Below are 22,741 nucleotides of genomic sequence, written 5' to 3' on the forward strand. Positions count from 1 at the left end.
AACTTCTGGCTTATTTTTTTTAATATCCGCTGGCAGGATGTGGTGGACATCCTGGTAGTGGCCATTATTATCTACCAGATCTTTCTTTTGATCAAGGGGACCCGGGCCGTTCAGATCCTGATCGGTCTGGCCGTAATCTTTCTGGCCTTTTTGATTGCCCGAAAGGTGGAATTGCTCACCTTGCATTGGATCTTGAACAGTTTCTTAAGTTCCGTCATTCTGGTTATTATCATTCTTTTCAAAACCGAGATCCGGCGGGTCCTGGCCCAGGTGGGCCGAAGTCCTTTTGTCAGAACCCCGGCCGAGACCCTTCAGACCATTGAAGAGATCATCAAGGCCGCAGTCTATCTTTCCAGCCATCTGACCGGGGCCTTGATCGTTATGGAACGTCAGACCGGTTTGAACGACTATGTCCGGACCGGAACCCTGATAGATGGCCGGGTAAGCTGGGAACTTTTGGTCAGCATATTCCACACCCAATCGCCTATTCATGACGGGGCGGTGATTATCCAAAACAGCAAGATCACGGCCGCCGGCTGTTATCTCCCCCTGACCAGGAATACCAAGGTGAGCAAGAGTTTTGGGTCCCGTCACCGGGCGGCCCTCGGATTGACCGATGAGGCCGATTCGGCGATCGTGGTCGTGTCAGAAGAAACAGGCCGTATTTCAGTGGCCATCAACGGCCGGTTTACCCGCGGACTGGATTCAACCACCCTGAAGAGGGTCTTACAGACCTTGTTTGCCCAGGAAAAGGGCCGGCGGGCCTTCTGGTTGTTCGGACCGAGAAAACCAGGGTCCTCAAAGGCAAAACGGCCATGAAAAACCTGTCTTATAAGATCTTAGCGGTCCTTCTGGCCGTCATCATCTGGTATTTCGTGGTCGGAGAGGAACGGGCCGAGGTAGGACTGTCCGTTCCCCTGGAACTGATCAACATCCCCAGGGATCTGATTGTGGTCAATAACGTGACCCACGGGATCGAGATACGGATCAACGGGCCCAGGAGTCTGATCCGCTCCCTGGCCACGGAAAATTTAAGCAAAAGCCTGGATCTTTCCAACACCAAAGCGGGAACCGTTTCCTTTTCCATATCTTCCGAAGGGATCCCTTTGCCTCGAGGGGTCAAGATCACCCGGATCAATCCGACCCAGGTGGTGGTGATCCTTGAGAAATTATTGACCAGAAAAATTGAGGTCAAGCCCCGTATTATCGGCAAACCGGCACCGGGATATGCAATCGAATCCATCCAGGTCAACAATCAACAGGTGGAGATCGCCGGACCTGAGAGGGTGGTGGAAACCCTGGACAGTCTTTATACCAAGCCCATAGAAATTCAGGGACTGAAGGCCGATTTGAAACAGCGGGCCTATCTGGATTTTCGCAATCTGCAAATTTATCTGGTCAAGGATGTCCCTCTGGAAGTTCAAGTGAAGGTAAAAAAAAATGGTAATCATTAAAAGGAGAAGTTATGCGGAAACTATTTGGCACTGACGGTATCCGGGGGGTGGCCAATGTTTACCCCATGACTGTAGAGGTGGCCCTTCAATTAGGGAAGGGGTGTGCCTATATTTTTAAAGATAAGACCCGGCGTCACAAGATCGTGGTCGGAAAAGATACCCGGCTATCCGGGTATATGATTGAAACGGCCATCACCGCCGGGATTTGCTCCATGGGAGGGGATGTCCTTCTGGTCGGGCCCCTGCCTACTCCGGGCATCGCTTTTTTGACGGTCAGTATGCGGGCCGACGCCGGTATCGTCATCTCGGCCTCACACAATGCCTACCAGGACAACGGGATCAAGGTCTTTTCCAGCAACGGCTTTAAGCTGCCGGATCCGGTGGAGGAAAAGATCGAATCCCTGATGTTTTCCGAGGCCCTCTCTTCGTCGATGGTCACGGCCAACAAGGTCGGGAAGGCTTTCCGTATTGACGATGCCATCGGCCGGTACATCGTATTTTTAAAAAACACCTTCCCCCAGGAATTGACCCTCGATGGACTGCATATTGTTCTGGATTGCGCCAACGGGGCGACTTATAAAGTGGCCCCGACGGTGTTCGAGGAGTTGGGTGCCCAGGTAACCCTGTTGGGGGCCAAACCCAACGGCGAAAATATCAATAAAAATTGTGGGGCCCTCTATCCCAGGCTGGTCAGTGCCATGGTCCGGAAAAAGAAGGCCGACATCGGCATCAGTTTTGACGGGGACGGCGACCGGGTCGTTTTTGTAGACGAAAACGGAGAGATCATCGATGGCGACCAGGTTATGGCCATTTGTGCCACCCGGATGTCTCAAGATCGGCGATTAAAAAAGAATACGCTGGTCACCACGGTGATGAGCAACATGGGCCTGGAAGTAGCCATGCAGGAGAAAGGGATCCGGATGATCCGGACCCAGGTGGGAGACCGTTATGTGGTGGAGGAAATGGTCAAGAGAGGTTGTAACTTCGGGGGGGAGCAATCCGGTCATCTGGTATTCCTGGACCACAACCCCACAGGGGACGGGATTTTAAGTGCCTTGCAGCTCCTGGCCATCATGCAAAAGGAGGGGAAGAGTCTTTCCGACTTATCGGACGTCATGGAACGATATCCTCAACAACTGGTCAATGTCCGGATCAAGGAACGGAAACGGCTGGAGGATTTTCCGGCGGTCACCCAGCAAATCAGGAAGGTGGAGAAAAAACTGGGCCAAAAAGGCCGTCTGCTGGTCCGTTTTTCAGGGACGGAACCTTTGGTCCGGGTCATGATAGAAGGGGAGGATGAAAAAGAGATTCAGGTATTAGCCGAAGAAACGGCCCGGATGATTGAAAGGGAATTCAATGCCTAAAAAATTAAAAGATCTGTTGTTGGTTATGGATGTGGGAAACACCAATATTGTTTTAGGGGTCTATGATGGGCCTGTCCGGCTCTGTGATTGGCGTATCCGAACGGAAAAAGACGCCACCCTGGATGAATTGGGGATCTTCATCCGGAACCTCTTTGCTTCCCGTGCATTAGGATTGGACCAGGTGGGCCAGATGATTATCTCTTGCGTGGTCCCGCCCATGCTCTATACCCTGGAGGAATTCGGGAAACGCTATTTTAATTTCCGTCCCTTTTTTGTCGGACCGGGAATCAAGACCGGGATGCCGATTTTTTATGATAACCCTAAAGAAGTGGGGGCTGATCGTATCGTCAATGCCGTAGCAGCTTATGAAAAATATCGGACCAATCTGATCGTGGTGGATTTCGGGACGGCCACCACCTTTGATTATGTTTCCGAGAAAGGGGAATATATGGGCGGGGCCATCGCCCCGGGTATCCTCATCTCCTGTGAGGCCCTCTTTCAAAAGGCCTCCAAGCTCCCCCGGGTGGAAATCTTCTCCAAACCCAAGACCGTCCTGGCCAAGGACACGATCAGCAGTATGAACGTGGGGATTATCTATGGATATACCGGTCTGGTGGACGGGCTGGTGCAGCGCATTATGGATACGGTTCCCAAAAAACCGAAGGTTATCGCCACCGGCGGACTGGCCCCTTTGATTTCTGCCGAATCTAAAACCATCGAAGAGGTGGACAGCTACCTGACCCTGGAGGGCTTAAGGATTATTTATGAGCGCAACCGCTCGTAAAGTGCGGCCAACACCAGCGGGGGAAAAGCCCAATGGTTCTGAATCCGAGGATCTATACTACAAGGGGGAAAATATTTTTTCTTGACATCCTTGCCCTCTTTTTTTAATTTTATTAATATAGTCAATAAGTTTTTATAAACCCAAAGGTGTCCCAGTATGGAAAGCCGATTAGACCGAATTGAAAAAGGGATAGAATCATTATTCAAAGGAATTATTGAGTTAAAAAATTCCCAGAAAAAAACCGATTCCCAAATTCAAGAACTGAAAGAGTCCCAGAAAAAAACCGATGAGCAACTTCGGAGAACCGATGAACAACTTAAGAGAACGGATGAGCAACTTCGGAAAACGGATCTACAACTTCAGAAAACCGATGAGCAGCTTCGGAAAACCGATATCAAATTAGAACGGATTGGGATACAAATGGGTAATTTGGGATTGGTTCAGGGAGAGGTAGCCGAGGAACTTTTTTACCGGAATCTTCCCGAATTGTTCAAAAAGCGAAATATAATTTTTGAGAGAATTCGTAGAAATGTAAAGAGGAAAGGTATCGCCGAGTTCGATATTGTCGCCGTAAACGGTGGTTGGATTTTAGTCGTGGAGGTCAAAAATAAGCTTGAGAAATGGATGGTCGATCGATTTGTGGAAGAGAAACTCCCGCAGTTTAAGGAACTGTTCCCGGAGTATCGGGACCTGAAATTGGAAGGCGGCATAGGGGCTCTGGTAGTTAAGGATGAAGTGGGGCGTTATGCGGAAAAGGCCGGCCTGTATGTTCTGACCCAGACCAACGAAGGCGGAGCTGCCCTGCTCAATAGAGGAGATTTCAATCCCAGGGAATTTAAATGAGATTCAGAAACCGCTTTCCCTCCAAGGCATTTATCCTGTAATCATTCTCCCTATTTTTGCGTTGCCCCTTTAAAGTTGAAAATTGAACTCGAATAAATTATTGCAGGTAAAATTTAGAAAACTGAGGTAAAATCATGACTCCTGAAGAGATGCGTCAAAGAGCGAAAGAACTGTTTATGGCTCGTTTTCATTGAAGCCAGGTCATCATGGCCGTGGGCCAGGAAAAGACAGGTGACAAAAATGAGACCTTGATCAAGGCCATGGGGGCCTTGGGAGGTGGGGTGGCCAGCAGCGGCCGGGTCTGCGGGATTTTGTTAGGCGGAGTGTCCTTTATCTCCAGTCTCTACAGCCGGGGCAATCTGGAGGAAAAAGAACATCCCCGGATGTGGCGCTTAAGCTGGAAACTGAACAAAAAATTCGAGGAACTGGCCAAACCTTACGGCGGGGTCAATTGTGCGGACATCGCCCGGGTGAACTGGTCCGACAAGGAGCAAACCAAGGCATTTTATAACAACCCTGAAGGCCGGCGGCAAATCTGCCTTGAATTGGTCGGGGATACGGCCTATGCCCTGGGAGAAATTTTAGACCAGGCGGATGCCGAGACCAAATAGTGAAAAAGGAGAAAAAAGATGGCTGAATCGGGTCTGAAAAATAAAAAAATCCTGGCTGTGGATGATGAGCCGGATGTCTTGGAGACCCTCGAAGAGGTGATCCTGCAGGGCTGTCCGGACTGTACGATGGACAAGGCCACCAGTTACGAGGGGGCAGCCGAACTACTCAAATCGAAGGATTACGATATAGTCGTTTTAGATATCATGGGTGTACGCGGCTTCGATCTCCTCGAAATCGCCGTCTCCCGCAAATTCAAAGTGGCCATGCTGACGGCCCACGCTTTAAGCCCCGAGGCCCTAAAAAAGTCCCATGATCTGGGGGCCCGAGCCTATTTGCCGAAAGAAAAGCTGGCTGAAATCGTTCCTTTTCTTGAGGATATGCTGCAGTATGAATACAAGTCCGGCTGGAAGCGTCTTCTGGAAAAGTTGGAAAACTATTTTGACGACCAGTTTGAGGAAGAATGGAAGAAAAAATCAGGTATCGTCTACTGGTAGCCCCATTGGATGTTTGAAGAGAGAGTTTTGTTCACCGCAAACCCGGGAAGATTCTGGATCTTTTAGCCGCCCTCTTGCATCAGACCAATAGGTCCCTGGGGTACTACTGCGAAGAAGAAGACAAATGTCATCGCTCTGTGCTGAGAGAGCTGCTCTTGGAGCGGGGAGCGGACCTGGCATAACCCAATTGTTTTTATAAAGATTTAGCAGCGGCATGCTTGATAACCAGGCCGATTATCATAAAGCCTATCAGACTTAAAAGCAGAACCACCCCGGGGTTGGACAGGAAGCGAAGGAGGAAAGCGGATAAAAAGACCAGGGCAATTCCCAGCGCTAAAACCAGAGTCGTAAGGATTATTCTTCTTGATATCCCGTTCATAGGAACCTCCATAAATAGAAACCGCCGTCAAAGCGACTGCTCCGACGGCGGCCCGACCATCATAGGTTCCTCCAGAGATATCTCTCCAGACCCTAAAACGAACTTCATTTTTTATTAATTCATATTATTCAAAAATTCTAATAAGTCAAGACTTTAATAACCTTCTAAAAGACGGTTATCCCCCGTGCAGGGCCTGAAAAATTTGGAGTACAGATCCGTCGGTCAGGCCGGTCTCTCTAGTTAAAAAACGGCCGTTCATGAGCACTGAACTTTCAAGGGATTCGGGGAGTTTCAGAAGGGTCAAAAGGTCTGCCACCTTCGACCCTTCGGGCAATTCTACCACAAGACCCAGGTCCGTACGGTAATCGGGAAAACGCTGGCTCAAGGTGCCGAATAATTTAATGGAGATTTTCATATTAACCAATAGGATTCCTCGAATCCTCGATCCCTTCTTTTAAAAATCAAACGTACTGTCCATCTGCTCATCGGTGATCATCACCACGGTGTTGTGGGGGGGCAAGGGCTCCTTATAGAAAAATTCCGGAAGCCGGTCATCTTTACTGGTGAAACCCGCCTTGCGGTTAAATTCCCTTTCCACTTGTAAGACGCGGACCCCCATCTGGCCGATGACCTCGGGCCCAAGCTGTGTGCCCAATTTGGCATTCATGACCTTGAGAAAGGCTTCGCCGCCTTCCGGGGTGGTTAAGGCGAAACTGGCTAAAAGGCAAAGACCGGTACAGTCCACCGAAGCCATGGCGATCTGGGCTTCTCTCGAGGCCTGGACTTGTCCGTCGGTCTTTAAAGGATCGAGAAGTCCACCCAGATATCGGCCGACCACATTCCCGGCGGTGTGATCGGCGCCCATGGGCGAAGTGGCGTAGGTTACGGCATTGCCCTGCATGGCCCTGGGATCATAGGCGGCTATACTCTGGCCTTTGACCGCCGGCACCCGGTGATGGTTGAAGTGCCGGCCGACGGCCACCGGGCCGTTACCCAGGACCCGGCCCAATGGGCTGCCCTGGGCGATCTCCTCGACCATTTGGATCGCCGCCCCGGTGTCGCCAAAATTTTTGTAGCCGGCATCCATGGCCACGGCCAGAGCCACGCCGGTGCTCATGGTATCCAGCCCGATGTCATCGCAGAGAAAATCCAGACGGGCAATGGTATCCAGATCGTTAATCCCGGTCATACCGCCCATGGACCAGATAGTCTCGTATTCCAAAGAGGAGGTCATAAATTTCCCTTGATCATCCACATACACATTAGAGCAGTGGACAATACATTGGGCACAACCCATGTGAGTGGGGTTCCCGCCCCGTTCCTTGATGATTTTGGTCATGGTCTCTCCGCTGATCTTTTCCCAGCCGTCCATGACCCCTTGGGTGGCATTATAACTGGGGAAACCGCCCAGGGAATTTACCGGTCCCACCATCCCGGCCGTCCCAATATTGGGCAGGAGCTGGCCGCTGAAGGGGTGGGCCTTGACGGCCTTGGCAAAGACCTTGGCCGCTTCTTTGAAGGTTTCCGGATCTGCCAGGGCATCAGGGCTGTTGCCCCGTTGATCCACCAGGACGGCCTTTAACCCTTTTGCTCCCATGACGGCCCCGAGTCCTCCCCGCCCTGCTGCCCGGCAGGGGCGGCCGTCGATATCCGAGCCTTGAATCGAGGCGGCTGTTAAACGGTATTCGCCGGCCGGGCCGATAGCCATGACTGAGGTCTTGTCTCCGTAAATTTCGAGCAATTTTTCAACCAGGCTGTAGGTTCGCATCCCTTTATATGCCTGGGCCGGTAAAAGGGAGGCCGCACCCTTTTCATCAATGCGCAAGAAGAATAATTCCTCTGCGGCGGCCTGGCCTTCGATAACGATAGCGGTAATCCCCAGACGTCCCAAAGCCGCGGCCATGGTCCCTCCGGCATTACTTTCTTTGATGGTTCCGGTCAAAGGGCTTTTGGCGCCTACTGAGATTCGGCTGGTATTGACCAGGCTGGTGCCGCTCAGAAGCCCGGGGGCAAAAATGAGTTTATTTTCCGGTCCCAAAGGATCACATTTCGGGGGTACTTCGGTGTCGATCATGACGGAAGTCAAACCTCGGCCGCCCAGACCGAGATAAGGCTGGGGAACCTCTTCAAAACGGATAGTCTGGTTGGACATGTTGACTCTTAAAATTTTCATGATGATTCATCTCCTTTTTTATTCGACAGGATTAATAGGATTTACCCAGTTAATCCTGTTCATCCTGTCAAATAGTATTTTGAATTTCAATAAGTTTTAAACAGATCCTTAAATAAATCACAAAGACGGACGGCGTAAATGATGGTCCGTAGCTTGTTCAAAAGCGTAACCGGCCAGCAGGATTTTTTCTTCATCAAAGTGATTTCCGAGGATCTGCAAGCCAATGGGGAGTCCCTGGCTGCTGAAACCGCAGGGCAGGGACATTCCCGGAATCCCCGCCAGATTGACCGAGATGGTGAAGATGTCGGTCAAATACATCTCGAGGGGATCGGAAGATTTTTCTCCCAGGCGAAAGGCCGGAGTCGGGGCCACCGGTGTCAGGATTAAGTCGCAGCTCTGGAAGGCCTTTTGAAAATCCTGGTGGATCAAGGCCCGGACCTGGGAGGCCTTTCGGTAATAGGCGTCGTAGTAGCCGGCAGAAAGGACATAGGTACCCAACATGATCCTCCGGATCACCTCCGATCCGAATCCTTTGGAACGGGTCTGTTGATACATTTCCATCAGGGTCCGCTCATCAGGGTCCCGGTAACCGTATTTGACCCCGTCATAGCGGGCCAGGTTGGAACTGGCTTCGGCCGTGGCAATGATATAGTAGACGGCCACGGCATATTCCGTATGGGGCAAAGAGATTTCCAGGCAATGGGCTCCCTGCAATTCAAAGACGGAAATGGCCTTTCGGACAGCCTGTTCCACTTCCGGATGCATCCCCTCTACAAAGTATTCTCTGGGAATACCCAGGCGTAATCCCTTTAAATCCTTTTGCAGAACCCTGGTGTAATCGGGCACTTCCCGGGGGACCGAGGTGGAATCTTTAGGGTCATATCCGCCAAGGGTATTCAACAAAAGGGCACAATCGGTCACATCCCGGGTCAAAGGCCCGATCTGATCCAGGGAGGAGGCAAAGGCCACCAGACCGTAACGGGATACGCGGCCGTAAGTGGGTTTCATCCCCACAACCCCGCAGTGCGAGGCCGGCTGCCTGATGGAGCCGCCGGTATCCGACCCGATAGCGGCCAGGGATTCTCCGGCGGCTACGGCGGCAGCCGACCCCCCGCTGGAGCCTCCGGGGATGTGGTCCAGGTTCCAGGGATTTCTGGTGACCTTCAAGGCTGAATTTTCCGTCGAAGAACCCATGGCGAATTCGTCCATATTGGCCTTGCCGAGCAAAACGCATCCCGCGGCCTGAAGCCTGGTCATAATGGTGGCATCATAGGGGGGGATATAATTTCCGAGGATTCGGGAACCACAGGTGGTCTTTATTCCTTTGGTGGAAATCAGATCCTTTACCGCCAAAGGGATACCGGTCAAGGGAGAGATGTTGCCGTCGGCGATTTGTTGGTCGGCTTGCCGGGCCTGCTCAAGGGCCAATTCCGCCGTCAAGGTAATATAGGCGCCTACTGCAGGTTCAACCTGGTCGATCCGGTTTAATACCGATCTTGTTAATTCCCGGGAACTGATTTCCCTGTTTTTTAATTTTTCATGGGCCTGGGCGATGGTTATTTGATATAATTCCATAGTTATCCTGGTTCAAGTAACTTTAATGGGTTTAACACGAAAATACCGTTCGTCGTTTAGTCCCGCAAGGCGGGATTCGGCGAAATCAACAAATACGAACATCGAATTTCGAATCACGAAGTGATTTTTCCCTTCCTTCGACATTCTCATTAATCCAGCATCGAGCATCAAATGACTTTGGGCACCACAAAGGCCGAGCAGCCCTGTTCCGGGGCCAGGCCCAAGGCTTCTTCCCGCGGCAATGAAGGGACAACCTGGTCTTCCCGAAAGGCATTAGATAAATGCAGGGCGTGGGTTATAGGTTCAATGCCGCCGGTATCGAGTTCCGATAATTTTTCCATATAAAGAAGAATACCATTGAGTTGGCCGGTAAAGGTTTCAATTTCTTCCGGAGCCAATTGCAACCGGGCCAGAAAGGCCACGTGCTCGACCTCTTGTTGTGAAAGTTTCATGAAAGTTTACCCCTTTTTTTCCAAAAACTTTTTTGAATGGACCAGACTTTTTCGACAATAGGCAGGTCCGGACGGGAATCAGGTAATTGTTGATCAGCGGAAAGGATGGATTCTCCCAACAGTTCCTTGAGTACCGCCAGGACGGAAAGGCGCAATCCCTTTAAGTGATAGCCACCCTCCAGGGTCAGTAATAACCGGCCCTGACAGACGTCCCGGGCCAGATCCATCAGGAGTCTGGTCATCCGGGCAAATCCCGCCGGGGTTACCTGTTGGGCACCCAGGGGATCCTGGTAATAGGTATCAAAGCCAGCCGAAACCAGGATCAGATCGGGCTTGAACTGGCGGCCGATGGGCAGGAGGACCCTTTCAAAGATCTGGGCGAAGTCCTGGTCCTGATAGCCGCTGGAGAGGGGGCAATTGACCGTATAGCCTTGCGCTTTATCCGCACCTACTTCGTGGATCGCCCCGCTGCCGGGATAATAAGGATACTGATGGGTGGAAAAATACAAAATCTTGTTGCTCTTCCAGAAGGCATGCTGGGTGCCGTTGCCGTGATGGAGGTCCCAATCGACGATGAGGACCTTCTCCTGACCGTGATGATGACGGGCATATTCGGCGGCCAAAGCTACATTATTGAACAAGCAAAAACCCATGGCCCGATCGGCCTCGGCGTGATGTCCGGGTGGGCGGGTGAGGGCAAACCCATTGTCGATCTTACCGGCTAACAAGGCATCGACCAGGGTGAAGAGTCCTCCGGCGGCAGTAATGGCCGCCTCATAGGACTTGGGGGAGGTCTGGGTGTCGGGATCCAAAGAGACATATTCCCGTCCGGCGGTGGAGGCCACCCGATCGACATAGGCGGCGGTATGGATATAAGTCAGTTCCTGATGAGTGGCCGGGCGGGGAGTAATGGATTGGAATTGTCCGGCAAGGTCTTCTTGCAGCATGTCATAAAGAACTTCCAGCCGCTCAGAGCTTTCCACATGGGAAAATCCCCGGATATGTTCTAAAAAAATGGGGTCCTGAATGATACCGGTGGTCAAAGGTCATCCTCCCTTTTGAGGGTTCAAAAATATGATCCTTAATTTAATAGTATAAGTACTGAAGTATAATAAAAGGGGGGAGAAGTGGTCAAGGGGAAAATAGACCCTGATTTTCTCCTAAAGTTCTGACCTGCTTCCTCAGCGGCAAGGATTTCAGTTTGCTTTTTTTTGCGATATGGTTTAATTTTTCATTATGGGAAATAATGCTAAGGAGTATCTCATGACCCTGTCAAGAGAAGCGATTCTGAAGGCCATGGAGGAATGGAACCTGGCCTGGGACGACCATGACCTGGAAGGGGTGATGACGCTCTTCCATGATGAGGTGATTTTCGAAAACTGGACCGGTGGGAAGGCGGTTGGAAAAGAGGCCTTGCGAAAGGCCTGGGCCCCCTGGTTTGCCAATCATGGCGGGTTTCGATTCACCGGGGAAGATCTTTTTATTGACGAAAAAGAACAAAAAGTCCTTTATCGCTGGGAACTTTCCTGGCCTTCGTCAGAAAAAGGGTATACGGGAAAGCCTGAAAAAAGGCGGGGTCTCGATGTCATTCATCTTCAGGATGGAAAGATCATCCAGAAACTGACCTATGCCAAGACAACGATCGAGATAGACGGACAAAGGATACCTCTGCATCTATAGGTGTGGTGGATTAGGATCGAAAATCTTCTCCCTGATCCGGCCCTGTTTTAAAAAATCAAAATACTTCATAAATTAGGACGCAGATTTTCGCCGATACCCGCAGGTTCAAGAAATAAGCTGAAACCTGAAAGCTCAAAGCGAAAACCCGCATTCGGCAACTTGCATCTTGAATCTTGGAACCTTTTTTCAAATTAAATCATGGCAATCTGCGCCGATCTGCGTCCCAAAAGGAAATTCTTATACCATGCACTTATATAAAAAAATAAAAAATATTCAGAAGGAGAAACAAGGGATTAGATGATTACAGCCGGGATTGATGTCGGCCATCAGAGTGTCCATGTGGCCCTGGTCCAGGGGAAATGTCTGCTCGGTCAGGGGTCCCTGGTCATCGCCGGGGCGGTAGAGGCCGCGGCCGGTGCCGCCTTTGAAGAAATACTCAAGCAATATGCCTTGAGACCGGAAGGGATTGACCGAATCTTTGCCACCGGAGTGGGGCGGGAGAAGGTTCCCCTGGCTGACGGTCAGCGGACCGAAATGCTTTGCCAGGTGGTCGGGGCCCACTGGTTTTTCCCGAAGGCCCGGACAGTTATCGACCTGGGGGCGGAAGGCAGCCGGATCCTCAGGTGCGATTCAGAAGGGAACCTGACCAATTTTGTATTGAACGATAAATGTGCCTCCGGGGCTGGAATTTTCCTGGAGACCGTGGCCGGAATGCTGAAGCTTTCGGTTCAAGATCTCGGTCCTTTATCCCTTCGTTCCTCAAAAAAGGTCAGGTTGACCACGACCTGTGCGGTTTTTGCGGAATCCGAGATCGTGGCCGAAATCCACCGCGGATCGGCCAGGGAGGATATTTTGGCCGGCGTCCATGAATCGCTGGTGGCCAAAGTGGTATCCATCATCCCCCGGGTAGGATTGGAACCGGAAGTGATTCTGACCGGTGGCGTGGCTAAAAATGTGGGAATTGTCGAGACTTTAAGACGCCAGTTGGGCATAGAGGTGCGGGTGCCCGAGTTCCCGGAGATAACCGGTGCCCTGGGTGCGGCGATACTGGCGGCGGATGCCTTGGAAACCATTAAAAGTGAGGCATTGGTAAAAGAGTTACTACAGATTAATTCATTAAGGGAGTACGATCAATGATCACTTGTGGCGTAGATGTGGGTTCCCTTTCCGGGGAAGCCGTTATCCTGGTGGATGGCCACATCGCTTCCTACAGCATTGTCCGAACCGGTCCGGAAAGTGCCGCCACCGCCGTCGAGGCCCTGAAAGAAGCGCTGAAGAAGACCTCTATCCGTCAGGAAGAGATCGCTTTTACCGTGGCCACAGGCTACGGCCGGGTCGTGGTCCCCTTTGCCGATAAGAATATTACCGAGATCACCTGCCATGCCCGGGGTGCCCACTTCTTTACCCCTACGGTCAGGACGATCCTGGATATGGGGGGTCAGGACTGCAAGGCCATCCGCTGCGACGAGAAAGGCAAGGTCACTACCTTTCTGATGAACGATAAGTGCGCGGCAGGCACAGGACGGGCCATGGAGGTCATGGCCGGGCTCCTGGGGATCCGGCTGGAGGATATAGGGCCGCTCTCTTTGGAGGCCAAGGGAAAAGAGATCAAGGTGAGCAACACCTGTGTGGTCTTCGCCAAATCTGAGGTCTTGTCACTCATGCGACAGGGGGAGCCGACCGACCGGATCCTGGCCGGACTCTGCGACGGGGTGGCCGACCGGGTCAAGAGCCTGGTTCGGATCGTCGGGGTGGAAGAGGACTTTGTCATCAGCGGCGGGATTTCGAAAAACCTGGGGGTGGTCAGACGTATCGAGGAGAAGCTGGGCCTGAAGGCCCATATCTGTTTTGAACCCCAGATCGTCGGGGCCGTGGGCGCGGCCCTGCTGGCCGCAGAGATCCTGAAAAAGAGAGGTTAGATTCTAACTTTGGATATTTTACGGATTTTAAGCGAAGAACGGTTCCACGATTACAGCGTTCAATTGGTGGAAGATCAGGAAGGGTGTGTAACCCTGCGGAAGATTTCTGTGGATCAAGAAACAGTCCTATTCAGCGCTCCGGTTTACGGCGATCTCACCGTGCTGGCGGAAGCCCGGGAATTATTTCCCGACCTTTTGCCCCTGGGGGGGATACCGGTGGACGCGGTATAGCTTTCTTTGTTAAACCATATTTTTTCATGCGGGCCCGTAATGTTGGTCGGGACATCCGCAACTGGGCGCAGGTCTTTCCTAAATGCCAGTCTTTGCTGTTCAAAATGTTAAGGATATGGTTCCGTTCAAAATTCTCCAGACCTTCACTGGGGCCCTCCATTCTTGGAGGATTGGGGGAGTCTTGAAGGCAGGCCTCGGTATGCTCTCTGGTCAGCACCAGGTCCGAGGTTAACACGGCGCAGCGGGTCAGCGCATTTTCCAATTGCCGCACGTTTCCCGGCCAGTCATATTGCATCAACAGGTCTAACGCCCCCGGTGAAAGCCGTTTGAGTTTGGAAACGTTTTGGTCGGCCATTTTCTTGAGAAAAAAATCGGCTAAAACTGGAATATCCGATTTCCGACTGTGTAACGGCGGCGCATTGATCGTCACCACCTTCAACCGGTAGTAAAGATCTTCCCGAAATTTGCCGTCCTGAACCAATTTGGTGAGATCCCGATTGGTGGCCGCCACGATTCTGGCTCTCGAGAAATTGGGTTGATTCCCACCTACCCGCACGAACTCGCCCGATTGCAGAAACCGTAAAAGTTTACCCTGCATGGTCAGGGGCAGCTCCCCGATTTCATCAAAAAAAATAGTACCCTCCCCGGTTAATTCGAGGCGCCCTTTTCTGGTTTCATGGGCGCCGGTAAAAGCGCCTTTCTCATAACCGAAAAGTTCACTCTCCACGAGGGAGTCCACCAAAGTCGAGCAATCCATCACCGTAAAAGGCCTGTCTTTCCACGGGCTGTTGTGATGGATGCTCCTGGCGATCAACTCCTTACCGGTGCCGCTTTCCCCTTGGATGAGTACCGTCACCCGGGATTCCGAGACCAGCGCAATAATTTTAAACACCTCTTTCATTTTCCGACTGCGCGCTATGATCAGAGGCTGGGGACCGGATTGAGCCGCTGCCGGATCAAGGACTTCGCTTTCATCTTGGTAGTGGGCCTGGGTGGTTTGTTCCAGTCGGCGGATGACGGTATCCATTTCATCCACATCGATAGGCTTATGGAGATAATCAAAGGCCCCCAGTTTTATCGCTTGAATCGTGCTTTCCATATCCTGGTAGGCGGTGATTACGATCACCTGCAGCTTTGGAAATTTGCCCCGCAGCCGCTTTAGGACCTCCAGTCCGCTCATACCCGGCAGCCTGATATCCAAAATCAGCAGTGCCGGCCGGAATTTTTCCACCAAAGCCAGCCCATCGGGACCGTTGGTGGCCGTGCATACTTCCCATTTTCTCAGTCTAAAAAACATCTCCATGGATTCCAGGATGGAGCTTTGATCATCAATGATACACACTTTGGCTCTCATGGGCTCTCTCATTTCTGGGGCAGCAGCATCGTGAAGCCCACCCCCTTGGGGATACGCTCGGAGACGAATACCCGGCCACCGTGGGCCTCGACGATTTTCTTAACGTTTCCTAAACCCAGGCCGATACCGCCGGCCTTTTGGCTGAAAAAAGGATCAAAGACATAGGGACGCTTTTCTACGGGAATTCCGGGGCCGTCGTCTGCAACCCGCAAGCACACCCAAAGCTTCCCTTTCTCCCGCAACCATTTGGTGCTGATAAATATATGTCCTCCCGTTGCTAACGCCTCCAGCGCGTTGAGCAGCAAGTTGATCAAAGCTTGCTCGATACGTTCCGGATCCACGGACACCGTACCGACCTTTGAACTGAATCGGGTAATAACACGGACTCCCTGATAATTCATTCTTTGTTCAACCATTTTGATGCAGCCCTTGATCAATTGCCTTAGGTCAACCAATCGGATCTTGAGGCGAAAAGGTATGGTCAGGTCCATCATTTCTATAACCCTTCTCCGAATCAGCTCCGTCTCTCGAAGGGTTGAGGCGAGGAGTTTCCGGCGGGCATCCTCCGGCAATTGTCCCTCCGAAAACAGTTGCAGATTCATTTTAATGGATGTCAACGGGTTGTTGATCTCATGGGCCAGCGAGCCGGCTAAGTTGGCCAAGGCGCCAAGCTTTTCCACCTCCCGGTTTTTTCTTTCCAATTCCAGACGCTCGCTTATATCACGGCAGACGCCAATGTTCGCCACTTGTCCCCCGAATGAGGAGAGTTTGGCCATGATTTCGGTTGACAGGTGCCGACCGTCCCGGTGTAACCGCAGGTATTCCAGTCGGGAAGCGCTGCGCAGGCCTTTGCGGCTATCGGCATAAGAGGCTTCTACCTCCGGTCTCGATTCCACAGCGACGAATTCCAGATAATGGTGCCCTTCGATTTCTTCTGCACCATATCCGTGCATTCTGGCAAAGGCATTGTTGCAATAGATGATCGTTCCTTCGGCCAGGACAAAATAGCCGTCGTTGATATCCTCCACCAGGGTTTTGTATTTACGTTCCGAATCGGCCAGCTTCCCGGTTCTATCCGCCACCTCTTGCTCCAGATATTTTGCCTGGTTGCGAAGGAATTCTTCGTGCAATTCCTGAAAATAGGAGCTGAACTGGGTTACGGTAGATACCAGGCACCGATGCAGTCGCAGAAGGGTCGGTGTCAAAGAGGAAGGCTTAATATGCTTTATCAGCAGAGGAAGAACGGTCTCGCGGTACTGTTCGAAAGCTCTCTGGACTTCGGAAAGGGTGAAACCGCCGTGGAGCCTTTTATAGGCGATGAAATTGATGAACTCAACCAAATCTCCCCATTGGTCATCCACCAAGGCCAAGCGGAAACAGTTGGCCGCTCGATCGATCAGCATGGTCAATTCCTGAGCCGGTTCGTCCGCATACCTTGAGGAATTATCGTGGAGCATGCGGTGAGCCCAGGTCTCAACGATATGTTGGTGAAATTGGATAAGGACTTCGGATAGATCCATAAAAAATCTCCTTGGCGAGACTTTCGTTGAAAAAACGTCCAATTAATCATTATAACGAAATTGAAAAATATTCCATCTATTTTCAAAATATTTGAAAATTAATTTCAATTAAGAGATTAATCCTTGTTTGGGATAATTCTATTTTTATAAGAACAAAGCGATCAGACGATCTTCAAGCAATCTAAATAAAGCGAAATATACAAATTTAACCATCTAAAATTATTCAAACTTATTATGATAAATCCCCAATAAAACCATAACACCTTTTGGTGAAAAAAATGCCTGGCATATAATTTGCTCATCCCTAATGGCCAAGAAGCCGCAGGGGGCTCCCCAAGCCAAGTCACTTTCATAAAACTGAAAGGTTCCAAGATGCTCTGTTCGGGAGGAAGAGAGATGCCCAAAAGTGATTTTTCCCACATTTTCGAAAAAAGCAGAATAGGAAAATATGAAATACAGAATCGAATCAAATATGCTGCTTGCTGCGTAAGCAATTTTAACACCCGTGACGGATTTCTCACCGAACGAGAATTTGCCCGCGATCAGGTCATAGCGCAGACGGGTGCCGCCATCATGACCAATCAGGGCGCTTATCCGGATAGCCTGGGCGAAGGGAAGGCTTATCACAGTCAGCTCTGTATTAATGACGACAAATATATCCCGGGCCTTAGTAGAATTGCGGGTTTATTCCATGCCCATGAGGCCCTAGCCATTCAACAGATACTGCACGGAGGTCGCTATGGCGGAATCGACTTGGGGTATTGTGTCCAGCCTTCGGATACCCCACAAACCTTAAAGCATTTTCGGCCTCCACGGGCGATGAGCCGGGAGGAAATAGAGAATGCGATCTCCGATCATGCCCAAGCCGCCGAGCGCGCCGTCAGGGCCGGTTATGACGGCGTTGAGGTGACCAGTTTCCTCGGATATTTGATGAGTTGTTTTCTGTCTCCCTTTACCAACAAGCGGACGGATGCCTACGGCGGCTCGGTGGAAAAACGGGCCCGCTTTATGGTGGAGATCATTCAAGCGCTGCGCAAGGCCGTGGGACCTGATCGACTGGTGATCATCCGTCTTAATGGGACCGAGCTTATGGACGAATATGGGGGGAATACAGAAGAAGAATGCCTGGAGATTATGCGCATCGCAGCGCATTCCGGAGTGGACCTGATCAGCATGGTAATCGGCTGGCATGAATCCCGGCAGGGCGCCCTCGGACGAGACATAAGTCGGACTGAATGGTTACATTTGGCCGAAAAAGCTAAGAAAACCATTGGCGACGTTCCGCTAGCCTTTGGCCCGCGGCTTTCCGATCCCTGGGAGGCCGATAAGGCGATCGCTAACGGCGTGTTCGACTACTGGGAAATCTGCCGACCGCTCCTCAGCGATCCGGAAATGATCCATAAAATCAATAACGGAGCCCCCGAGCGGGTCAAACCGTGTATCGGATGTATGCTCTGTCTGGCCAAGATGTTTTACAACCAGCCCTATATCTGTTCCGTGAACCCCCGGCTTGGACATGAGGTCGAGCCCGAATATTCCATATCGCCGGCCGCGGTCCGGAAAAAAGTCATGGTGGTCGGGGGAGGGCCGGGCGGTCTTGAAGCCGCCATCGCCGCTGCCCAGCGGGGCCATGAAGTGACCCTATTCGAAGCCTCCGATGAACTTGGCGGCGGACTCATTCCCTCATCGAAAGACATCTCCGGCGGTGAAGTCCTGCAGGAACTCCTGCAGTATTATAAATACCGTTTGGAAGACCTGGACATACCCGTTCGGCTCAATACGCCGGTTAATCAGCGGGTGGCCGCACAATTCGACCCTGATGTAGTCGTCTTAGCCACTGGAGCGACGGTAAAAAAACCCGTTATCCCGGGAATAGATACGGAAATCGTCTATGATGCCTGGAAGGTCCTGTCTGCCGGATATCCGGCCAAGGCCGGACCACAGGCGGTCATACTGGGTGGTGGCAAGATCGGGTTGACCGTGGCTGAGGTCCTGGCCGAGCAAGGGAAAAAACCGGTCATTGTCGAAGCCAACAAGAGGGTCGATTTTGATGTGTCCATGACCTTCAAATGGCGTCACACCGCCCTGGTCAAAAAGCTCAACATCAAAACCTTCACGGGGGCCAAGCCCCTGAGCATCGAAAATGGTTCGGTGATGGTCCAGGACAAAGATGGCAAAAATCTGAGCCTGCCGGCGGATGTAGTCATTTTGGCCGGCCCCGTCCAGTCCCGCCAGGAACTGACGACCGATCTCGAATATTTTTGTGACGAATTGTATGTTATCGGCGATGCCATGGTTCCCAGAAGCTTATACAACGCTATTCATGACGGTTTTAAGTTGGGGACGCGTATTTAGCCATTACAGCACCTTTTTTCGGCAGCCCAGGTGACGGGAGGCTGCTTAATTATTTGTTTAAGGAGGATAACGACTATGGAAGGCTTTACGCCTTGGCCGAAGGAATTCGCCGATAAATATCGGGCTGCGGGGTACTGGCTCGATCGAACCATCAGCGAGGTCCTGGATGAATGTTTTGTAAAGTTCGGACCTCGAGTGGCCCTGATTACCTCTGGAGGCCGGGAATTCACCTATGAAGATCTGGGCCATCTCGTCACCCGCCTGGCCCTTCACCTGGTCAATCTGGGATTGCGTCCCTACGACCGCCTGATCCTGCAGATGCCGAACATTGCCGAGGTAGTCATCACTTATCTGGCCACGCTGAAAGCCGGTGGCATTCCTATTATGGCCTTATTTGCCCACCGGGAGGCTGAAATCAACTATTTTGCCGAGCTTTCCCAGGCCCGGGCCATAGCCATTGGCGCCAGTTGGCGGGGGTTCGATTATCAGGAGATGGCCACCCAGGTCCGAAGCAAGAATTCTCAAATGGAGATGGTCCTGGTCGCCGGAGGAGATCCCCAGGGAGACGGCCATTCGATCGATGCCCTGCTAAAGGATCCCATCGAACAGCGGCTCAAGGCGAGCAGCCTTCCCCATCCGGCTCCGGACCTCCCGGCGGTTCTGCTCCTTTCCGGTGGAACCACCGGTATTCCCAAACTGATCCCCAGAACCCACAATGATTATGTTTATAATTTCAGGTGTAATGCCGAGATATGCCGCCTCAACGAAAACACCGTTTCTCTCATTGCTATTCCGCAGGAACACAATTTTGCCGTCGCTTGTCCGGGTTTGCAGGGGGTGCTGTCTAAAGGCGGTTGTGAAGTGCTCGCGGAAAATCCTGCTCCCGAGGAGATGATGGCCCTTATCGCCAGGTATCGGGTGACGCATTGCGTGGCCGTACCGACCATGATCGTGGGTATGCTGAACCATCCCAACCGCCGGCAGTATGATTTGAGCTCATTGGAAGTCATTTTAACCGGCGGCTCCAAGTTAAACCCGGAAATCGCCCTGCGGATTAAACCGGAGCTGGGGTGTGATGTGCAGCAGGTCCTGGGCATGGCGGAGGGGCCCCTGTACTGGACGCGCCGGGACGATCCCCAGGAAGTAAAGCTTTATACCCAGGGCCGCCCCCAATCCCCGGGGGATGAATTCAAGATCGTCGATCCCGCAATTGGGAAGGAGGTCCCCTCCGGAGAGGTGGGTGAACTCTGGTGCCGGGGCCCTCACACCATCCGGGGCTATTACCGGGCCCCCGAGCATAATGCCAAGGCCTTTACCGCAGACGGTTACTACCAATCCGGCGACCTCGTTCGCCTCCATCCGACGGGTAACGTAATCGTGGAAGGGAGAATCAAGGATTGTATTAACCGCGGGGGGGAAAAAATCAGCGCGGAAGAAGTCGAAAATCACATTCTGGCTCATCCGGCCGTGGCCAACTGTGCCTATATCGCCATGCCGGATGCCCTTCTGGGCGAGCGGGCCTGCGTCTATGTCATCTCGCGTCCGGGGTCGAGTATTACGATTAAGGCTCTGAATGATTTCCTTCTCCAGGAGAGAAAAATAGCCAAATTCAAGTTGCCGGAGCGCCTGGAGATAGTCGACTCCTTTCCCCTCACTGCGGTCGGCAAGATCAACAAGAAGGCTCTCCGGCAAATGATTGCCGAGAAGATCACCCAGGAACAGCCGTAGAAGGGCGAAGGTTACTATGGAATTCTGGATCATTCAGACCCTCAATGCCCTCTCCTTTGCCATGCTCCTGTTTCTGCTTTGCGCAGGATTGTCCCTCATCTTCGGATTGATGAACATCCTTAATCTCGCTCACGGTTCCTGCTACCTGATCGGGGCCTACGTGGCCTTCAGTGTGGACAACTGGAGCGGTAATTTTTTCCTGGGACTCCTGTCGGGCGCGGTCGCGGCCGGCGCCGTGGGATACATTCTCCAACGGTTTCTGCTGCGGCGGGTGTATGGGCTCCGCCTGCTGCAGGTGCTCCTGACCTTCGGCTGCATGTTTATTATCGGTGACCTGGCCATCATCATCTGGGGAGCTGATCCCACCACCTTGCGGAAGCCCGAATGGCTGGAGGGTGCCTTCAATATGGGGGGAATCGTGTTTCCCAAATATCGTTTATTCGTGATTGCCGTTGGCCTGTTCATTGGGATCGGCCTCTGGCTTTTTCAGGAAAAAACGAAATGGGGGGCCATATTGCGGGCCAGCGTAGACGACGAGCAGATGGCCCGGGCGGTGGGGATCAATGTGCCGGTCCTTTTCACGACCGTTTTCGTCCTGGGGGTGGCCCTCACCGGTCTGAGCGGCGTTTTAGGCGGCCCTTTCGTCGGAGTCTACCCCGGGGTCGATCTGGATGTCCTGCTCCTGGCAGTCGTGGTGATCATTGTGGGTGGTTTGGGGAGCATGAAGGGGGCTTTCTTCGGTAGTATCATCGTGGCCGCTCTGGACAATTTCGGGAAGGCCCTGTTCCCGGAACTGGCCATGTTTACTATCTTCGCTCCGATGGCCATTATTCTGGCCTTGAAACCAACGGGACTTTGGGGTCGGGTTCTATGAGCAACCGCAATATAAAAATTCTTTCGTTTATTACACTCGTCGCCGTCTTTGCCCTTTTACCTTTGGTGCTTTCGACGTATCGCCTGGGCCTGGTCACCAGTGCCTTAATTCTGGCCATGCTGGCCATGTCGGCTAATCTGCTGCTGGGGTACCTCGGTCTGGCCTCGGTTGGGCAGGCAACTTTTTTTGGTGTGGCCGCTTATGCGGTTGCTATATTTACACGCCACTGGGGCGGCGCTTCCTGGTCGGCCATGGGTGTAGGGTTGCTGGCGGCATTGGCGACTGGGTTGGTAGTCGGACCGCTGGCTATCCGTACCCGGGACATATTCTTCCTCGTCATCATGTTGGCGTTTTGCCAGATTTTCTATGGCGTAACCTATCGCTGGCGTTCGGTGACGGGCGGGGACGATGGGTTGCCGGGCCTGGCCAGGCCGGACTTGATCCCGGGCCTCAACCTGAACAGCCCCGTCGCCTTCTATGGTCTGGTAGTCCTGATTTTTCTCTTGGTGATCGGGGCCTTTTGGCTGTTGGTCAACTCCCCCCTTGGTCTGGCGCTGAAAGGAATCAAGGACAGCGAGACCCGCATGCGCGCTTTGGGCTACAATGTGTGGCTTTACAAATATTTGACTTTTTTGATTTCCGCACTTATCGGTGGAATTTCAGGAGTTTTGCATGCCTATTTTTACGGATGTCCCAATCCGGCAGACTTCAGTCTGATCCACTCATCATCAGCCCTGCTCATGGTTATCCTGGGCGGCCCGGGCACGTTGTTCGGGCCGCTGGTGGGCTCCCTGATCATCGTGTTTGTCCGCGATATCGTCAGCAGCTTTACGGACCGCTGGCTGATATTTTTAGGATTGGCCTATGTTTGTACCGTTCTTTTTTTCCCCGCGGGTCTGTTGGTAACCCTGCGTAAATGGAGGAAAGATGCCCGCTGAAGCGTTGCCCGT

Annotated in this window: 22 protein-coding genes; 14 read left to right on the plus strand and 8 right to left on the minus strand. The window is 52.2% G+C overall.

The window, feature by feature from the left end; genetic code table 11:
* Positions 1–12: 12 nt before the first annotated feature.
* The 7 genes from HY879_04710 (at position 13) to HY879_04740 (ending at position 5,551) form a co-directional block, all read left to right on the plus strand.
* Positions 13–819 (plus strand): TIGR00159 family protein, encoded by an 807-nt coding sequence (locus tag HY879_04710; protein ID MBI5602637.1) that lies wholly within the window; start codon positions 13–15, stop codon positions 817–819.
* A complete protein-coding gene (locus HY879_04715) occupies positions 816–1,454 on the plus strand; it encodes a hypothetical protein (protein MBI5602638.1) in 639 nt (212 codons plus the stop codon). The genes HY879_04710 and HY879_04715 overlap by 4 nt, the downstream gene beginning before the upstream one ends.
* Positions 1,455–1,465: 11 nt before the next feature.
* A complete protein-coding gene (locus HY879_04720) occupies positions 1,466–2,818 on the plus strand; it encodes a phosphoglucosamine mutase (protein MBI5602639.1) in 1,353 nt (450 codons plus the stop codon).
* A gap of 13 nt (positions 2,819–2,831) precedes the next feature.
* Positions 2,832–3,602, plus strand: a complete 771-nt coding sequence (locus HY879_04725; GenBank protein MBI5602640.1) for a type III pantothenate kinase — start codon at positions 2,832–2,834, stop codon at positions 3,600–3,602.
* Between the two features lie 156 nt (positions 3,603–3,758).
* Positions 3,759–4,445 carry a hypothetical protein gene (locus HY879_04730; GenBank protein ID MBI5602641.1) on the plus strand — a complete coding sequence of 229 codons (687 nt, stop codon included), beginning with the start codon at positions 3,759–3,761 and terminating at the stop codon, positions 4,443–4,445.
* Between the two features lie 206 nt (positions 4,446–4,651).
* Positions 4,652–5,056: a C_GCAxxG_C_C family protein gene (locus HY879_04735; GenBank protein ID MBI5602642.1), complete on the plus strand. Its 405-nt coding sequence runs from the start codon at positions 4,652–4,654 to the stop codon at positions 5,054–5,056.
* 18 nt (positions 5,057–5,074) lie between these two features.
* Complete coding sequence (locus HY879_04740) at positions 5,075–5,551, plus strand: response regulator (protein ID MBI5602643.1); 477 nt, start codon at positions 5,075–5,077, stop codon at positions 5,549–5,551.
* Positions 5,552–5,744: 193 nt separating this feature from the next.
* Here HY879_04740 and HY879_04745 read toward each other — a convergent pair whose 3' ends face one another.
* The 6 genes from HY879_04745 to HY879_04770 all read right to left on the minus strand — a co-directional run bounded on the left by HY879_04745 (position 5,745) and on the right by HY879_04770 (position 11,077).
* Entirely contained in the window at positions 5,745–5,930 is a 186-nt protein-coding gene (locus tag HY879_04745; GenBank protein MBI5602644.1) for a hypothetical protein, read from the minus strand.
* Positions 5,931–6,105: 175 nt separating this feature from the next.
* A complete protein-coding gene (locus HY879_04750; GenBank protein ID MBI5602645.1) occupies positions 6,106–6,345 on the minus strand; it encodes a MoaD/ThiS family protein in 240 nt (79 codons plus the stop codon).
* 39 nt (positions 6,346–6,384) lie between these two features.
* The gene (locus HY879_04755; GenBank protein ID MBI5602646.1) at positions 6,385–8,103 is read right to left on the minus strand and encodes an aldehyde ferredoxin oxidoreductase; all 1,719 of its coding nucleotides are present in this window, start codon (positions 8,101–8,103) and stop codon (positions 6,385–6,387) included.
* A gap of 117 nt (positions 8,104–8,220) precedes the next feature.
* On the minus strand, positions 8,221–9,678 hold the full coding sequence (gene gatA, locus HY879_04760; GenBank protein MBI5602647.1) for an Asp-tRNA(Asn)/Glu-tRNA(Gln) amidotransferase subunit GatA: 1,458 nt from the start codon (positions 9,676–9,678) through the stop codon (positions 8,221–8,223).
* A 167-nt stretch (positions 9,679–9,845) separates the two neighbouring features.
* Positions 9,846–10,130, minus strand: a complete 285-nt coding sequence (gatC, locus tag HY879_04765; protein MBI5602648.1) for an Asp-tRNA(Asn)/Glu-tRNA(Gln) amidotransferase subunit GatC — start codon at positions 10,128–10,130, stop codon at positions 9,846–9,848.
* The gene (locus HY879_04770) at positions 10,127–11,077 is read right to left on the minus strand and encodes a histone deacetylase (protein ID MBI5602649.1); all 951 of its coding nucleotides are present in this window, start codon (positions 11,075–11,077) and stop codon (positions 10,127–10,129) included. The genes gatC and HY879_04770 overlap by 4 nt, the downstream gene beginning before the upstream one ends.
* A gap of 316 nt (positions 11,078–11,393) precedes the next feature.
* On the opposite strand from HY879_04770, the gene HY879_04775 reads away from it, so the two are divergent.
* From HY879_04775 to HY879_04785, 3 genes are all read left to right on the plus strand, one after another.
* On the plus strand, positions 11,394–11,810 hold the full coding sequence (locus HY879_04775; GenBank protein ID MBI5602650.1) for a nuclear transport factor 2 family protein: 417 nt from the start codon (positions 11,394–11,396) through the stop codon (positions 11,808–11,810).
* A 297-nt stretch (positions 11,811–12,107) separates the two neighbouring features.
* Entirely contained in the window at positions 12,108–12,947 is an 840-nt protein-coding gene (locus tag HY879_04780; GenBank protein ID MBI5602651.1) for a 2-hydroxyglutaryl-CoA dehydratase, read from the plus strand.
* Positions 12,944–13,729, plus strand: a complete 786-nt coding sequence (locus HY879_04785) for a hypothetical protein (GenBank protein MBI5602652.1) — start codon at positions 12,944–12,946, stop codon at positions 13,727–13,729. Before HY879_04780 ends, HY879_04785 begins: the two co-directional genes overlap by 4 nt.
* Positions 13,730–13,883: 154 nt before the next feature.
* On the opposite strand, the gene HY879_04790 is transcribed toward HY879_04785, so the two are convergent.
* Positions 13,884–15,314: a sigma-54-dependent Fis family transcriptional regulator gene (locus tag HY879_04790; protein ID MBI5602653.1), complete on the minus strand. Its 1,431-nt coding sequence runs from the start codon at positions 15,312–15,314 to the stop codon at positions 13,884–13,886.
* A gap of 8 nt (positions 15,315–15,322) precedes the next feature.
* Positions 15,323–16,834: a PAS domain S-box protein gene (locus tag HY879_04795; GenBank protein MBI5602654.1), complete on the minus strand. Its 1,512-nt coding sequence runs from the start codon at positions 16,832–16,834 to the stop codon at positions 15,323–15,325.
* A 396-nt stretch (positions 16,835–17,230) separates the two neighbouring features.
* On the opposite strand from HY879_04795, the gene HY879_04800 reads away from it, so the two are divergent.
* The 4 genes from HY879_04800 to HY879_04815 all read left to right on the plus strand — a co-directional run bounded on the left by HY879_04800 (position 17,231) and on the right by HY879_04815 (position 22,729).
* The gene (locus HY879_04800; protein MBI5602655.1) at positions 17,231–19,189 is read left to right on the plus strand and encodes an FAD-dependent oxidoreductase; all 1,959 of its coding nucleotides are present in this window, start codon (positions 17,231–17,233) and stop codon (positions 19,187–19,189) included.
* A gap of 75 nt (positions 19,190–19,264) precedes the next feature.
* Positions 19,265–20,917, plus strand: coding sequence for an AMP-binding protein (locus HY879_04805; GenBank protein MBI5602656.1), 1,653 nt, complete (start codon positions 19,265–19,267; stop codon positions 20,915–20,917).
* A gap of 16 nt (positions 20,918–20,933) precedes the next feature.
* Positions 20,934–21,791 (plus strand): branched-chain amino acid ABC transporter permease, encoded by an 858-nt coding sequence (locus tag HY879_04810; protein MBI5602657.1) that lies wholly within the window; start codon positions 20,934–20,936, stop codon positions 21,789–21,791.
* Positions 21,788–22,729 carry a branched-chain amino acid ABC transporter permease gene (locus tag HY879_04815; GenBank protein MBI5602658.1) on the plus strand — a complete coding sequence of 314 codons (942 nt, stop codon included), beginning with the start codon at positions 21,788–21,790 and terminating at the stop codon, positions 22,727–22,729. The genes HY879_04810 and HY879_04815 overlap by 4 nt, the downstream gene beginning before the upstream one ends.
* The last annotated feature ends 12 nt before the right edge of the window (positions 22,730–22,741 follow it).

This window comes from Deltaproteobacteria bacterium (assembly GCA_016219225.1).
Lineage (GTDB): Bacteria > Desulfobacterota > RBG-13-43-22 > RBG-13-43-22 > RBG-13-43-22 > RBG-13-43-22.

What these genes read in the sequence shown, in the direction of transcription:
- HY879_04795 (MBI5602654.1), bottom strand. Translation starts at nt 16,834, where the DNA reads ATGGATCTATCCGAAGTCCTTATCCAATTTCACCAACATATCGTTGAG.
- HY879_04740 (MBI5602643.1), top strand. Translation starts at nt 5,075, where the DNA reads ATGGCTGAATCGGGTCTGAAAAATAAAAAAATCCTGGCTGTGGATGAT.
- gatC (MBI5602648.1), bottom strand. Translation starts at nt 10,130, where the DNA reads ATGAAACTTTCACAACAAGAGGTCGAGCACGTGGCCTTTCTGGCCCGG.
- HY879_04775 (MBI5602650.1), top strand. Translation starts at nt 11,394, where the DNA reads ATGACCCTGTCAAGAGAAGCGATTCTGAAGGCCATGGAGGAATGGAAC.
- HY879_04745 (MBI5602644.1), bottom strand. Translation starts at nt 5,930, where the DNA reads ATGAACGGGATATCAAGAAGAATAATCCTTACGACTCTGGTTTTAGCG.
- HY879_04810 (MBI5602657.1), top strand. Translation starts at nt 20,934, where the DNA reads ATGGAATTCTGGATCATTCAGACCCTCAATGCCCTCTCCTTTGCCATG.
- HY879_04715 (MBI5602638.1), top strand. Translation starts at nt 816, where the DNA reads ATGAAAAACCTGTCTTATAAGATCTTAGCGGTCCTTCTGGCCGTCATC.
- HY879_04780 (MBI5602651.1), top strand. Translation starts at nt 12,108, where the DNA reads ATGATTACAGCCGGGATTGATGTCGGCCATCAGAGTGTCCATGTGGCC.
- HY879_04720 (MBI5602639.1), top strand. Translation starts at nt 1,466, where the DNA reads ATGCGGAAACTATTTGGCACTGACGGTATCCGGGGGGTGGCCAATGTT.
- HY879_04785 (MBI5602652.1), top strand. Translation starts at nt 12,944, where the DNA reads ATGATCACTTGTGGCGTAGATGTGGGTTCCCTTTCCGGGGAAGCCGTT.
- gatA (MBI5602647.1), bottom strand. Translation starts at nt 9,678, where the DNA reads ATGGAATTATATCAAATAACCATCGCCCAGGCCCATGAAAAATTAAAA.
- HY879_04790 (MBI5602653.1), bottom strand. Translation starts at nt 15,314, where the DNA reads ATGAGAGCCAAAGTGTGTATCATTGATGATCAAAGCTCCATCCTGGAA.
- HY879_04750 (MBI5602645.1), bottom strand. Translation starts at nt 6,345, where the DNA reads ATGAAAATCTCCATTAAATTATTCGGCACCTTGAGCCAGCGTTTTCCC.
- HY879_04800 (MBI5602655.1), top strand. Translation starts at nt 17,231, where the DNA reads ATGCCCAAAAGTGATTTTTCCCACATTTTCGAAAAAAGCAGAATAGGA.
- HY879_04730 (MBI5602641.1), top strand. Translation starts at nt 3,759, where the DNA reads ATGGAAAGCCGATTAGACCGAATTGAAAAAGGGATAGAATCATTATTC.
- HY879_04735 (MBI5602642.1), top strand. Translation starts at nt 4,652, where the DNA reads ATGGCCGTGGGCCAGGAAAAGACAGGTGACAAAAATGAGACCTTGATC.
- HY879_04815 (MBI5602658.1), top strand. Translation starts at nt 21,788, where the DNA reads ATGAGCAACCGCAATATAAAAATTCTTTCGTTTATTACACTCGTCGCC.
- HY879_04770 (MBI5602649.1), bottom strand. Translation starts at nt 11,077, where the DNA reads ATGCTGCAAGAAGACCTTGCCGGACAATTCCAATCCATTACTCCCCGC.
- HY879_04805 (MBI5602656.1), top strand. Translation starts at nt 19,265, where the DNA reads ATGGAAGGCTTTACGCCTTGGCCGAAGGAATTCGCCGATAAATATCGG.
- HY879_04755 (MBI5602646.1), bottom strand. Translation starts at nt 8,103, where the DNA reads ATGAAAATTTTAAGAGTCAACATGTCCAACCAGACTATCCGTTTTGAA.